Source organism: Streptomyces daliensis (genome assembly GCF_054782395.1).
In genome coordinates this window covers 127,234-140,579 of record NZ_BAAGSO010000120.1, presented here as the reverse complement: position 1 = coordinate 140,579, position 13,346 = coordinate 127,234, and the positions used below count along the sequence as shown (strand labels likewise).

The following is a 13,346-nucleotide window of genomic DNA, read 5'->3' as shown; positions in this document are numbered from 1 at the left end:
CTCTCCCCCGCCCGCATTCGCGCCGTCATACCCCCGAACTTATCCGGGAGGACTGACAATCGAGCACAACAGATCCTCGCAGACTCACTCACCCCGTCACCAAGTGGACGCCGGATCACCTTGACAGCAATCGGGCTGTCCCTCCCCTGCCGCGCAGGGGCCCGATTCCGCCCCGGCCTGAACGCCGGAGCATCCTCGGAGAAGCCCGGTGACGTACTACAACTGCGGGGGCTGCTGACCGGTTCCCGGCGTCCCAGCAGCCCCCGCGGCCCGCCCCCTCGGGCCGCCCGTCAGAAGTCGTCGTCGAAGGAGACCGAGCCCTCGACGGCGACCTGGTAGGCCGAGGCGCGCCGTTCGAAGAAGTTGGTCAGCTCCTGGACGTTCTGGAGCTCCATGAAGGAGAACGGGTTCGTGGAGCCGTAGCGGACGGGGAAGCCGAGCCGGGCGAGCCGCTGGTCGGCGACGGCCTCCAGGTAGGCGCGCATGGACTCCGTGTTCATGCCGGGGAGGCCGTCGCCGCACAGGTCGCGGGCGAACTGCAACTCGGCCTCGACGGCCTCCTCCAGCATGGCCGTGACCTGCTTCTCCAGCTCCTCGTCGAAGAGATCGGGCTCCTCCTGGCGGACGGTGTCCACGACGTCGAAGGCGAAGGACATGTGCATGGTCTCGTCGCGGAAGACCCAGTTGGTGCCTGTGGCGAGGCCGTGCAGCAGGCCGCGCGAGCGGAACCAGTAGACGTAGGCGAAGGCACCGTAGAAGAACAGGCCCTCGATGCACGCCGCGAAGCAGATCAGGTTCAGCAGGAAGCGGCGCCGGTCGGCCTTGCTCTCCAGCCGGTCCATCTCCTCCACCGAGTCCATCCAGCGGAAGCAGAACTGGGCCTTCTCGCGGATGGACGGGATGTTCTCGACGGCCGCGAACGCCTCGATCCGCTCGTCCATGTCGGGCAGATAGGTGTCCAGCAGCGTCAGATAGAACTGGACGTGCACGGCCTCCTCGAAGAGCTGCCGCGACAGGTACAGCCGCGCCTCCGGGGAGTTGATGTGCTTGTAGAGGGTCAGCACGAGGTTGTTCGCCACGATGGAGTCGCCGGTCGCGAAGAAGGCGACCAGGCGGCTGATCATGTGCTGCTCGCCGGGCGTGAGCTTGGCGAGGTCGGCGACGTCGGAGTGGAGATCGACCTCCTCCACGGTCCAGGTGTTCTTGATGGCGTCGCGGTAGCGGTCGTAGAAGTGCGGGTAGCGCATCGGGCGCAGCGTCAGCTCGAAGCCCGGGTCGAGCAGGTTCTTCCGCTGTGCGGAGGCCCCGGACGCCGTGGTGGCAGCGGCGGCGGACGTGGCGGGGGTTCCGGCGGTTCCGGCGGTCTCGGGTACGGCGGTCATTACTGGCATGCCTCGCAGGACTCGGGGTTTTCCAGGGAGCAGGCGACGGCCTCTTCGGAGGGGCCGCCGGTCTGCTGGACGGGTACGGGCGACGGCGCGGCGGCATCCGTCGCGCCCGCCGTGCTGCTCGCCGCGCGCGCGATCCGCGTGGCGGGGCGCGAGCGCAGGTAGTACGTGGTCTTGATGCCGCGCTTCCAGGCGTACGCGTACATCGAGCTGAGCTTGCCGATCGTCGGCGACGCCATGAACAGGTTCAGCGACTGGCTCTGGTCGAGGTACGGCGTGCGCGCCGCCGCCATGTCGATGAGCGCGCGCTGCGGCAGCTCCCACGCCGTGCGGTACAGCTTCCGCACGTCCTCGGGGACCCACGTAAGGCCCTCGACGGAGCCGTTGGACTCGCGCAGCGCCTCCCTGGCCCGGTCGTCCCACAGGCCCTGCCGCTTCAGCTCGTCCACCAGATAGGCGTTGACCTGGAGGAACTCGCCGCTGAGCGTCTCGCGCTTGAAGAGGTTGGAGACCTGGGGCTCGATGCACTCGTAGACGCCGGCGATCGAGGCGATCGTCGCCGTCGGCGCGATGGCCAGCAGCAGCGCGTTGCGCATGCCGGTCTCCGCGATACGGGCGCGCAGCGCCTCCCAGCGCTCGGGCCAGGCCCGCTCGGAGGCGTCCGCGTAGTGGTCCGGGTGCAGCACGCCGCGGGCGGTACGGGTCTCGGACCAGGCGGGCAGCGGGCCGTGCCGCTCGGCCAGCGCGGCCGAAGCGTCGTAGGCGGCGAGCATGATCCGCTCGGCGATACGGGTGGAGAGCGCGGTGGCCTCGGGCGAGTCGAAGGGCAGCCGCAGCCGGAAGAAGACGTCCTGGAGGCCCATCACGCCCAGGCCGACCGGGCGCCAGCGGGAGTTGGAGGTGGCCGCCTGGTCCGTCGGGTAGTAGTTGATGTCCACGACCCGGTCCAGGAAGGTCACGGCCGTGCGGACGGTCGCGTCCAGCTTCTCCCAGTCCATCGCCTCCTCCCATCCCCGGGCAGGGTCGCCGAGGTGGGCCGCGAGGTTGACGGAGCCGAGGTTGCAGACGGCCGTCTCGCCGTCGTCGGTGACCTCCAGGATCTCGGTGCACAGGTTCGAGGAGTGGACGACGCGGCCCGGCTCGGCCGTCTGGTTGGCGGTGCGGTTGGACGCGTCCTTGAAGGTCATCCAGCCGTTGCCGGTCTGCGCGAGGGTGCGCATCATGCGGGCGTAGAGCTGGCGCGCGGGGACGCGCTTGGCGTAGCGGCCCTCGGCCTCCGCCTTGCGGTAGGCGGCGTCGAACTCGTCGCCCCACAGGTCCACCAGTTCCGGCGCGTCGGAGGGCGACAGCAGTGACCACTCGGCGTCCGCCTCGACGCGGCGCATGAACTCGTCGGGGATCCAGTGCGCGATGTTGAGGTTGTGGGTGCGGCGGGCCTCCTCGCCCGTGTTGTCCCGCAGCTCCAGGAACTCCTCCAGGTCCGCGTGCCATGTCTCCAGGTAGACGCAGGCCGCGCCCTTGCGGCGTCCGCCCTGGTTCACGGCGGCGACGGAGGAGTCCAGGGTGCGCAGGAACGGGACGATGCCGTTGGAGTGCCCGTTGGTGCCCCGGATCAGCGAGCCCCTGGAGCGGATGCGGGAGAAGGGGATGCCGATGCCGCCCGCGTGCTTCGAGAGGCGTGCCACCTGGTGGTAGCGCTCGTAGAGGGAGTCCAGCTCGTCCAGCGGCGAGTCCAGCAGATAGCAGGAGGACATCTGCGGGTGCCGGGTGCCGGAGTTGAACAGGGTGGGGGAGGAGGGCAGATAGGCGTGCGAGCTGGTCAGCCGGTACAGCTCGGCGACCTCGTCCAGCGCCCGCTCCGACGCGTCCTCGGCCAGTCCGCAGGCCACGCGCAGCAGGAAGTGCTGCGGGGTCTCGATGATCTGACGGGACGTCGGGTGGCGCAGCAGATAGCGGGAGTGGACCGTCCGCAGCCCGAAGTAGCCGAAGCGGTCGTCGGCGCCGTCCTCGACGGCCCGCTCGACGAGCGCGTCCAGCCGCTCCGCGTGCGCCCGTACGAACGCGGCCGTGCCGTCCGCGATCAGGCCCTCGCGGTGGCCCGTCGCCACCGAGGCGGCGAAGGAGACCGCGCCCTGCCCCGCGGCCTCCTCGCGCACGGCGAGGGTCAGCAGCCGTGCCGCGAGGCGGGAGTACACCGGCTCCTCGCCGATCAGACCGGCCGCAGCCTCGCAGGCGAGCGCGCGCAACTCGGCCTCGTCGGCGCCCGGCTGGGCCCCGCGCAGCGCGGCGCCCGCGACCCGTCCGGGGTCGGTGCCGGGGAGGTCGGCGGTCAGCTCGGTCAGGGTGCGCAGCAGCGCGGAGCGCTTGGCGGACTCGACGGGTCCGGCCGCGTCGGCCGTTCCGGTGGATCCGGCTGACCCGGCTGAGTCGGACTCCGCTTCGACGGGTGCTGCTGGTGCGATCGTCACTGGACGTGCTCTCCCTCGCTCGGCTGGGGCCGTGCGGGGCGGTGCGCGGGGGCGCGTGCGGGCAGCCCTGTCCGTCGCCCGCAGGGGCGGCACGGCACACCACGCAGCGTCCTCCGGCCCAACCCACGAGGCCCGGACGTCATCGATGCTGCCGACAGGTACTCGGACTCGCGGCGGGCTGCGCGTCATGGCATAGATCAGCCCATCGCACACCGTTGCGGGACAGTTCCGGACTCGCACCGGATTCCCCTGCGGCGACAGCGAGCACGAGAATACATGTTGTGCTGGCTTACGCACCCACCCCCATATCTTGTGTCGGCAGGGGGAACGCGCAGCGCCCCGCTGACGCGGAGGCGTCAGCGGGGCGCTGTGGGGCCGCTGCGCGGCCGGGGGCCGGGCGGGCCGGGTTCGGGGCGCCGGGGTGATCGCGGGGCGCCCCTGGGGTCAGTGAGCCGCCGTCCTGACGCCCTCCCCGGAGCCGGTGCCCTCCGTCGCGTTCCCCGTGTCGTCCGCGCCCGTGTCGTCCGCGCCCGTGGGCGGGGGCAGTTCCTCGCGCACGCCGGGGTCGCCCGCGTCCGCCGTGTAGTCGCCTGGGCTCGTCTCGTCGATGCCGTCGGGCGCCTTCACGGCACGCAGCACGAGGGTCGCGACGACCGTGACGAGGACATTCAGCACGAAGGCCGTCAGGCCGATGTAGCCGATCTCGCCGATGCCGGGGATCGTCGCGTTGCTGCCGCCGAAGTGCTCCTGGGTGGGGCTGGCGACGCCGTACGCGGCGAGCGTGCCGTAGACCATGCCAACGGCCCAGCCAGCCAGCAGCCCCCAGCGGTGGAACCAGCGTGTGAACAGGCCGCCGACCAGCGCGGGGAAGGTCTGGAGGATCCAGATCCCGCCCAGCAACTGGAAGTTGATGGCCACGGTCTTGTCCATGCCCAGGACGAAGACGAGCGCGCCGACCTTCACCAGCAGCGAGACCAGCTTGGAGACCTTGGTCTCCTGCGCGGCCGTGGCGTTCGGGCGGAGGAAGTCCTTGTAGATGTTCCGGGTGAAGAGATTCGCGGCTGCGATCGACATGATCGCGGCCGGGACCAGGGCACCGATGCCGATGGCCGCGAAGGCCACCCCGGCGAACCAGTCGGGGAACATCTCCTCGAACAACTGCGGCACCGCGAGCTGCCCGTTCTGCACGGTGATCCCCGCCGCGACGGCCATGAAGCCCAGCAGTGCCAGGAAGCCCAGCATCAGCGAGTAGAGCGGCAGGATGGTGGTGTTGCGGCGGATCACCTCGCGGCTGCGGCTGGAGAGCGTCGCGGTGATCGAGTGCGGGTACATGAACAGCGCCAGCGCCGAGCCCAGCGCCAGCGTCCCGTAGGCCCACTGCGCGTCGGGACCGCTGGCCAGCTCGCCGCGCGGCGCTCCGGTCGCGGGGTTCTCCTCGGCGAAGTAGGCGCCCGCCTTGTCGAAGATCGCGTCGAAGCCGCCGAGCTTGATCGGAATGTAGATGATGGCGACGGCGATGACGATGTAGATCAGCGCGTCCTTCACGAACGCGATCAGTGCGGGAGCGCGCAGCCCGGAGGAGTACGTGTAGGCCGCGAGCACGCCGAACGCGATGAGGATCGGCAGGTCCTTGATGAACCAGTGCGTCGACTCCCCGCCGCCGACGCCCATCACGTCGAGCACCGCCTGGATGCCGACGAGCTGGAGCGCGATGTACGGCATCGTCGCGAGGATGCCCGTCAGTGCCACAGCGAGCGAGAGCCCGCGCGAGCCGAACCTGCCGCGCACGAAGTCGGAGGTGGTCACATAGCCGTGCTTGTGCGAGACGGACCACAGGCGGGGCAGGAAGGTGAAGATCAGCGGGTAGACGAGGATCGTGTACGGGACGGCGAAGAAGCCCGAGGCCCCGGCGGCGTAGATCGCTGCGGGGACGGCCACGAAGGTGTAGGCCGTGTAGAGGTCGCCGCCCAGCAGGAACCAGGTGACCCAGGTACCGAAGCTCCGTCCGCCCAGGCCCCATTCGTCCAGGCTGTTCTCGTTGGCGGCCCGCCGCCAGCGGGCCGCGAGGAAGCCCATCACCGTGACGGCGGCGAAGAAGAAGATGAAGACGGCGAGCGCGACGCCGTTGACACCGTCGTTCATCGCGCCTCACCGCCCTCGGGGGCGACCGCGTGGGCGTGGGTGCGGCGGGCGCGCTGCTCGCGGCGGGCGAGGCCGTACGCGACGATCGTCAGCGCGCACGCGATCAGGACCCAGAGCATCTGGTACCAGTAGAAGAACGGGATGCCGATGAGGGTCGGTTCGACCCTCGCGTACGAGCCCACCCAGAGGATCGCGACGAAGGGGGCGAAGAGGCAGAGGCCCGCGACGACACGCGTGGGCGTGACGACGGGCCCTGGCCCGGATCTCTGGGGTGGTGCGGACATGACGCGGCTCTCCTGTCCTCGCGGATTTCCCTGTATGTGTAATGCGCAGGAAATCTAGGACAGGTGTTCACGTCATGGAACCTCCCGTCCGGAATACGGACAGGAGGTTCCCTTGCGCGGGTGACGCGAGTGATGCGGGTGACGCGGGGTCAGCAGCAGCGGAAGCCCTGACGGGGGTCGCCGTCTCTGGCGTCCGTGCGCTCCCGCTCGAAGTCGCGCCTGCTGGGCACCTCGGCCGCCGGGTCGTGGGCGCGCAGATGGGCCACGTAGCGGTCGTACGCGCTCTCGTCCGTCAGCTCACGCATGTACCAGCGCACCCAGCGCGCGCCCCGCAGCAGCGTCCGCACGGCTCACTCCTCCCGGCCCGTACGGGCACCGGGGCCGCCCGTACCGCCGTCGCCCGTTCCCGTCCCCGTGCTGGAGCCGCCGTCCGCGCCCACCGCTGCCAGTTCCGCCTTCTCCTCCTTGGTGGGGATCAGCCCGGCCGGTGCCACGATCTTCGACGTGCGGTACTCCGCCTCGTGCAGCGTCGCCCCGCCCGGCGCCCGCATCGCCTTGACGCAGGTGCGGGCCGCGTCGGCGATCACCACGACGACCAGCAGCGCGAACAGCGCGGCCAGGATGCCGTCCACCGTGGAGTTGGTGACGACGGTCCGCATGTCGTCGATGCTCTTGGCGGGCGGCAGGACCTCGCCCTTGTCGATGGCCGCCTGGTAGACCGAGCGCTGCTCGAAGAAGCCGACGCGGGGGTCGGAGGAGAAGACCTTCTGCCAGCTCGCGGTCAGCGTCACCACCGCGTCCCAGACCAGCGGCACGCCCGTGACCCAGGCCCACTTGAGCCTGCCGGACTTGATGAGCAGCGTCGTGGCCACGGCGAGCGCGACGGCGGCCAGCAACTGGTTGGCGATCCCGAACAGCGGGAAGAGCTGGTTGATCCCGCCCAGCGGCTCATGGACGCCGACCCACAGGAAGTAGCCCCACAGGGCGACGACGATGCCGCTCGTCAGCCACAGGCCCGGCTGCCAGCTGATGTTGCGGAAGGGCTTGTAGACGTTGCCCAGGGTGTCCTGGAGCATGAAGCGGCCCACCCGGGTGCCCGCGTCGAGCGCGGTGAGGATGAACAGCGCCTCGAACATGATCGCGAAGTGGTACCAGAACGCCTTCATCCCGGCCCCGCCCACGACCTGCGAGAAGATCTCCGAGACGCCGACGGCGAGCGTGGGTGCCCCGCCCGTGCGCGAGAGCAGCGACTGCTCCTCGACGGCCTTGGCAGCGGCGGCGAGCTGGTCGGGCGAGATCGAGTAGCCGAGGCCCGCGACGGCCTGCGAGGCCGACTGGACGCTGTCCCCGATGACGCCCGCGGGCGCGTTCATCGCGAAGTAGAGGCCGGGGTCGATGATGCTGGCGGCGACCATCGCCATGACCGCGACGAACGACTCCATCAGCATGGAGCCGTAGCCGATCATCCGGATCTGCGTCTCCTTCTGGATCATCTTCGGGGTGGTCCCGGAGGAGATCAGCGCGTGGAAGCCGGAGAGCGCGCCGCAGGCGATGGTGATGAAGACGAAGGGGAAGAGGGACCCCGCGAAGACGGGGCCGTCGCCCCGCGTGGCGAAGTCGGTGACCGCGTCCATCTTCATCGTCGGCAGGGCGACGACGACGCCGATCGCGAGGAGGCCGATGGTGCCGATCTTCATGAAGGTGGAGAGGTAGTCGCGCGGCGCCAGCAGCATCCAGACGGGCAGCACGGACGCGATGAATCCGTAGACCAGCATCCAGATGACGAGCGTGGCGGGCGCGAGCGTGAAGGTGTCGGCCCAGGACGACTCCGCGACCCAGCTTCCCGCGACGATGGCGAGCAGCAGCAGCGCGACGCCGATCAGCGAGACCTCGCTGACCCTGCCGGGGCGCAGGATGCGCAGGTAGACGCCCATGAACAGCGCGATGGGGATGGTCATCGCGATGGAGAAGGTGCCCCAGGGGGACTCGGCCAGTGCGTTGACCACGACCAGGGCCAGCACGGCGAGCAGGATGATCATGATGGCGAAGACCGCGATCAGCGCGGCTGCCCCGCCGACCGGGCCGATCTCCTCGCGGGCCATCTGGCCCAGCGACTTGCCGTCGCGGCGCATCGAGAAGAAGAGGACGACCATGTCCTGGACGGCGCCCGCGAAGATCACCCCCGCGATGATCCAGATGGTGCCCGGCAGATAGCCCATCTGGGCCGCGAGCACGGGCCCCACGAGCGGCCCCGCGCCCGCGATGGCCGCGAAGTGGTGCCCGAGCAGCACGCGGCGGTCGGTGGGGTGGTAGTCGATGCCGTTGTCGAGCCGTTCGGCGGGGGTGGCCCGCGTCTTGTCGACCTTCAGCACGCGGCGCACGATGAAGCGCGCGTAGAAGCGGTACGCGATGGCGTACGAGCCGAGGGCCGCCGCCACCATCCAGGCGGCGGACACCTCCTCGCCCCGCGCCAGCGCGAGCACGGACCACGCGCCCGCGCCGATCAGCGCGACGGCGGTCCAGATGACGATGGTTCTGGGACTGGCGGTGCGCATCGGCTCGCCCTCCGATACCCGAGATCATTGCGATGTCGGAAGGAACGTAGGGCAGTTCACGTGAGCTGCGCCATACCGGTGCGGTAACGCTGCGGGTCGGGTGTCAGACGGGCGTCAGGGTGGTGTCAGACGGTCGTCAGGGACGGCGGGCACGGACGGCTGCGGGCGCGGGCGCGGGGTGGGGCCCGAGGCGGGGTGATGCCGGGCCGCCGTGTGGCGCGGAGGTCAGCTCTCCAGCCTGCGCAGGCGTTCCGCGTCACAGGTGCGGGGGCAGGTGGCGCACGCCTCGTCGGGGCGCACGGTGTAGTGCAGGCAGCAGCCGAGGCGGGTGCGGGTGGGGTACGAGCGCCCGTCGCGGCCCGTCAGCCGCCGGAAGGCCGCGCCTCCGGGAAAGGGGGACACCGCGCCGGGCAGCACCTCGTCGGCGGCGCGTACGGCCCGTTCCTCCTGGCCGAGCACGCGGCCGAGGTACCAGATCCCGGAGACCAGGTCGTCCGCGACCATGCCCCACAGGGCGCGGGGGCCGCGCCGGGTCAGCGGCCCTACGGCCGCCAGCAGGGGGCGCAGATGGTCGGCGACGGCGGCCCGCAGCTCCGCGCGCAGTGCCTCCTCGTCGACGACGACCCGTGCCCCTGGCAGTCGCGCCGTGGCGGCGGGGTCGTCGGCGAGGCAGGCGAAGCCGGTGCCGGGGGCGACCTCCAGCGCTCCGGTCGTCAGATCGAGGCGGATGTCGCGGGTCCTGATACGCGGAACCCTGCGCTCCATGTACCAGGCGCCGCTCATCAGCAGCGCGACCGACCAGGCGTAGCCGTGCAGCGCCCGCGAGGCGGCGACGTCGGGCCGCGCCGTGTGCGCGAAGCGGTCGTGGATACGGGCGGCCTCCGCGCCCGTGAACGCCGCCAGCGTCCCGGGGTCCGTGGCCAGTTCCTCGCCGTCGGCCCAGCCGTGGGGGAGGGGGACGGGGCGGGCGTCGTCGGCGACAGAGGAGGGTTCGGCGACGTGGACGTCGAGCGCCTCGCAGCGGGCGGTGAGACGACGGTAGGTCAGGGCGAGCAGGCCCGGGGTGCCGCTCGTGAAGGGGTGGATCTCGGGTGTGCTCCGGGTCCCCGGGGCGGTGGTCATCGGTACTCCTGGTGGATCAAGATAGGGGTCAAGGCGCCGGTACAGGGCGGGAGTTGAGAAGGTAAGGCTAACCTTAGTCCCATGATCAATGATGCTCTGCCACGGATTTGCAGGCTTAGGTTTGCCTAACCTAATGTCCGGTTCCGTGTCCAGGATCGAAAGCGCGGCGCGAGCCGTACGGGACGCTCACGGCTGCCCCGAACCAGAAGGGGCGCAGCGCGTGCGGCTCTACCTCCTCGCCCTCAACCCCACCGACTCGGTCTCCCACGGCTTCCTCCCGGCGGCCCGGCGCCTCGGGCTCCGGGTCACCGTGCTCACCGACCAGCCCGCCGCGCACCGGGCGGCGGTAGCCGACGAGGAGGGGGAGGAGAGGGGCGGCGAGGTGGAGGTGCTGGAGTGCGACGTACGCGACGTCCACGCCGTGATCACCCGGATCTCCACGCACCACACCCCCGACGCCGTCTTCAGCAACAGCGACCACCTCCAGACGCAGACAGCCCTCGCCGCCGCCTACTTCGGCCTCACGGGCAAGGACTGGCGCGCCGCGCTGCGCACCAAGGACAAGGCACTGATGCGCCGCCGCCTCGCGGAGACGGGCGCCGACACGGTGTGGTCCGCCGAACTCGCCGCCGGCCAGGGCCCCGGGGAGCTGCGGACCCTGCCCGTCCCGTACCCCTGTGTGCTCAAGCCGCGCGAGGGCGTGGCCAGCGAGGACGTCGTACGCGCCGAGGAACCCGGCGAACTGGTGCGGCAGGCGCGGGAGATACGGGCGCGGCGGGGGGACGTGGCGCTGGTCGTCGAGGAGTATCTCGACGGTGAGCTGTGCACGCTGGAGACCCTGGGCGACGCGGACGGCATCCGGCACGTCCTGGGCGGCTTCCACAGCGAGCTGTCCCCGCCGCCGCACTTCATCGAGCTGGGGCACACCTACGTGCCCGCGCACCCGGAGGACATCACCCGCCAGGTGCTGGCCCAGTTGGCCGCGCTCGGCGTCGGGTTAGGCGCCTGCCACACCGAGTTCGTCGTACGGGGAGGGCGGGCGCGCCTCATCGAGGTCAACTACCGTGCCATCGGCGACCAGTGCGATCTGCTGCTCGCCCGGATGCTGGGCATCCCGCTCTTCGAGCACATCCTGCGCACGCACCTGGGCGAGCCACTGGCCGCCGATCTCGGCGCCCGGGAGAACGTCCGCGCCCGGGTCGTCTTCCCGCTCGCCGACCGCGCCGGAACGCTGGTCTCCGCGCCCGAGGCGGCCGAGCTGGAAGCGGACGGGGTACGGCTCGCCTACCGCCCCCTGCGCGCGACGGGCGAACGCCACGAGCTGTACCGCACCAACCGCGACTTCCTCGGCGTCGTCCGCGCCTACGGCACCGAAGGCACGGACCAGGCGACGGTGGACCGCGCGGTGGACGCCTTCCTCGCGGCACGCCGCTGGGAGATCGCCCCGTGAGCGCGACGCACCCGTCCGTACGGGGAGACGCGCCCGAGGCCGACAAGGGCGCGGGCGCCGAAGCGGAACTGCTGCTCAGGGTGCTCGACGCGCTGCTCCGCGAGGACGTGGCGGGACTGCGCACCCGCTCCCGCACCGTGCGCCGCGGCGACGGCACATGGCTGCGCCTGGACGCGGGGGAGCGGCGCGGTGCGCTGCTGCTGCCCGTCGCCGAGGACGGGTTCCAGTGCGAGTGGCGGGCCCGGCGCCCGCTGCTGCTGCGCGAGGGCACGCACCGGCGTGGCGAGGACGCGCTCACCTCCACCGACGCGGTCCTCGGCGCGCTGCGCGAACTCGCGGAGCCGCAGGACGCGCCCGGCTACGACGACTTCGCGGCCGAGTGCCGCGAAGCGCGTACGGCCGTGTGCCTCCACGCGCGTACGCGGCGGCGCGTGCTGGACGGGCTCGCGGCACGCTACGGCGACGACCCCGCGCACTGGACGGGGCTCGCCGCAGGGCTCGCCCACGACACGCTCGCGGCCCGCACCGACCACCCCGTCTACCCGACGGGACGCGCCCGCTCCGGGCTCGGTGCGGACGAACTCCGTGCCTACGCCCCCGAGTTCCACCCCCGCTTCACGCTGCGCTGGCTCGCCGTACCCCGCGAGGCGGTCACCCTGGCGGGCCCGTGCCTGGCGGGTACGGGGGACACGGGGCGCTGGCCCGGTCCCGCCGTGCTCGGGCTGCCCGAGCTGGAGGGCACACACCTGGCCCTCCCCGTCCACCCCCTCACGGCGGGCGCCCCGCTGCGCGAGGCCCTGCGCGCCACGGGCCTGGAGGAGCGCGCCAGGCTCGCCCCGCACGGGTGCGTGGAGGTCGCGCCGACGCTGTCCATGCGTACCGTCGCCCTCGCCGCGGAGCCGACGCTGCACCTCAAGCTGCCCCTCGCCACCGCGACCCTGGGCCTGCGCAACCGTCGCACCATCAAGCCCGGCACGCTCGCCGACGGCGCCGCCGTCCAGCGGCTGCTCGCCGAGGTGACCGCGCGCGAGCCCCGGTTCCGTGACACGGTGCTGCACGCCGACGAGCGTGCCTACGCGCACGCGGGCCACGAACTGCTCGCCGCCCTCGTCCGCCGCTACCCGGCGGGGCTCGACGGCTGCGTCGTCGCGCCCCTCGCCGCGCTGCTGAGCGAGGAGCCCGGGGGAGGGCTGCTGCTGGAGCGGCTCGCCGACCGCTTCTACGGCGGCGACCCGCTCGCCCTCCTCGACGCGCTCCTCACCCTCCTCCTCGACTGGCAGACCACGCTGCTGGGCTACGGCATCGCGCTGGAGTCCCACCAGCAGAACGTGTCCCTCGTGCTGGACCGCACGGAGCACGCGGACGGTACGGACCGTACGGGCGGCGCGGCGACCCGGCTGCGGCTGCTGTTCAAGGACAACGACGGTCCCCGTATCCACGCCGCCCGCCTGCGTGCCACCCTCGGTGCCGCACCCGCTGCCCCCTTCGCGGACGCGCGCATCCTCACCCGCGACGAGCGCCCCGTCATGGACCTGTTCACCACGATCACGCTCCATCTGTGCGCGGGCGCCTACGCGTTCGGGCTGGAGCGGAGCGGGCGGCCGGTGCGGGAGGCGGTGCTCGGGCTGGTGCGCGAGCGGCTCGCCGAGGCGGCGGTACGGCTGGGCACGGGGCCGGGCGAACCGGGTGCCGCGCTGCGCGCCCGCGTGCTGGACGCGCCCGCGCTGCCCGTCAAGGCCATGGTCTCGGCGGGGACGCTGCTGACCAAGGAGCGCTCGGGCGCTGCCGACATCAACAAGCACTACACCTCGGGCCCCAACTATCTGCGCCCCGCCGCCCCGTCGGACGGCCCCCCTTCGCCCGGCACCCGGTGACCCGGGCACCCACCGCCCCGTACGACCCACGATCCCCTCGCCTCCCCGCTTCCTCCGTACCCG

Annotated in this window: 9 protein-coding genes and 1 riboswitch; of the genes, 2 read left to right on the top strand and 7 right to left on the bottom strand. The window is 71.8% G+C overall.

Annotated elements, in window-relative coordinates; all coding sequences use genetic code 11:
• Positions 1–290: 290 nt before the first annotated feature.
• From ACYVOO_RS35080 to ACYVOO_RS35050, 7 genes are all read right to left on the bottom strand, one after another.
• The gene (locus ACYVOO_RS35080; protein ID WP_461019769.1) at positions 291–1,247 is read right to left on the bottom strand and encodes a ribonucleotide-diphosphate reductase subunit beta; all 957 of its coding nucleotides are present in this window, start codon (positions 1,245–1,247) and stop codon (positions 291–293) included.
• Between the two features lie 134 nt (positions 1,248–1,381).
• Positions 1,382–3,856: a ribonucleoside-diphosphate reductase subunit alpha gene (locus tag ACYVOO_RS35075; protein ID WP_461019762.1), complete on the bottom strand. Its 2,475-nt coding sequence runs from the start codon at positions 3,854–3,856 to the stop codon at positions 1,382–1,384.
• Positions 3,857–3,992: 136 nt separating this feature from the next.
• Positions 3,993–4,133: riboswitch (cobalamin riboswitch) on the bottom strand.
• A 167-nt stretch (positions 4,134–4,300) separates the two neighbouring features.
• Complete coding sequence (gene mctP / locus ACYVOO_RS35070; RefSeq protein ID WP_461019761.1) at positions 4,301–5,998, bottom strand: monocarboxylate uptake permease MctP; 1,698 nt, start codon at positions 5,996–5,998, stop codon at positions 4,301–4,303.
• A complete protein-coding gene (locus ACYVOO_RS35065) occupies positions 5,995–6,282 on the bottom strand; it encodes a DUF3311 domain-containing protein (RefSeq protein WP_461019760.1) in 288 nt (95 codons plus the stop codon). Before ACYVOO_RS35065 ends, mctP begins: the two co-directional genes overlap by 4 nt.
• A gap of 149 nt (positions 6,283–6,431) precedes the next feature.
• A complete protein-coding gene (locus ACYVOO_RS35060) occupies positions 6,432–6,629 on the bottom strand; it encodes a YbdD/YjiX family protein (RefSeq protein ID WP_453345394.1) in 198 nt (65 codons plus the stop codon).
• A 3-nt stretch (positions 6,630–6,632) separates the two neighbouring features.
• On the bottom strand, positions 6,633–8,837 hold the full coding sequence (locus ACYVOO_RS35055) for a carbon starvation CstA family protein (RefSeq protein WP_461019759.1): 2,205 nt from the start codon (positions 8,835–8,837) through the stop codon (positions 6,633–6,635).
• A 225-nt stretch (positions 8,838–9,062) separates the two neighbouring features.
• Positions 9,063–9,959 (bottom strand): (2Fe-2S)-binding protein, encoded by an 897-nt coding sequence (locus ACYVOO_RS35050; protein WP_461019758.1) that lies wholly within the window; start codon positions 9,957–9,959, stop codon positions 9,063–9,065.
• Positions 9,960–10,179: 220 nt separating this feature from the next.
• On the opposite strand from ACYVOO_RS35050, the gene ACYVOO_RS35045 reads away from it, so the two are divergent.
• Both ACYVOO_RS35045 and ACYVOO_RS35040 read left to right on the top strand, forming a co-directional pair.
• Positions 10,180–11,409 (top strand): ATP-grasp domain-containing protein, encoded by a 1,230-nt coding sequence (locus tag ACYVOO_RS35045; protein WP_461019768.1) that lies wholly within the window; start codon positions 10,180–10,182, stop codon positions 11,407–11,409.
• Positions 11,406–13,283 carry an IucA/IucC family protein gene (locus ACYVOO_RS35040; protein ID WP_461019757.1) on the top strand — a complete coding sequence of 626 codons (1,878 nt, stop codon included), beginning with the start codon at positions 11,406–11,408 and terminating at the stop codon, positions 13,281–13,283. Before ACYVOO_RS35045 ends, ACYVOO_RS35040 begins: the two co-directional genes overlap by 4 nt.
• Positions 13,284–13,346 lie beyond the last annotated feature (63 nt).

Coding starts and splice junctions, on each gene's coding strand:
- ACYVOO_RS35080 (WP_461019769.1), bottom strand. CDS start 1,247: ATGCGCTACCCGCACTTCTACGACCGCTACCGCGACGCCATCAAGAAC.
- ACYVOO_RS35065 (WP_461019760.1), bottom strand. CDS start 6,282: ATGTCCGCACCACCCCAGAGATCCGGGCCAGGGCCCGTCGTCACGCCC.
- ACYVOO_RS35050 (WP_461019758.1), bottom strand. CDS start 9,959: ATGACCACCGCCCCGGGGACCCGGAGCACACCCGAGATCCACCCCTTC.
- ACYVOO_RS35055 (WP_461019759.1), bottom strand. CDS start 8,837: ATGCGCACCGCCAGTCCCAGAACCATCGTCATCTGGACCGCCGTCGCG.
- mctP (WP_461019761.1), bottom strand. CDS start 5,998: ATGAACGACGGTGTCAACGGCGTCGCGCTCGCCGTCTTCATCTTCTTC.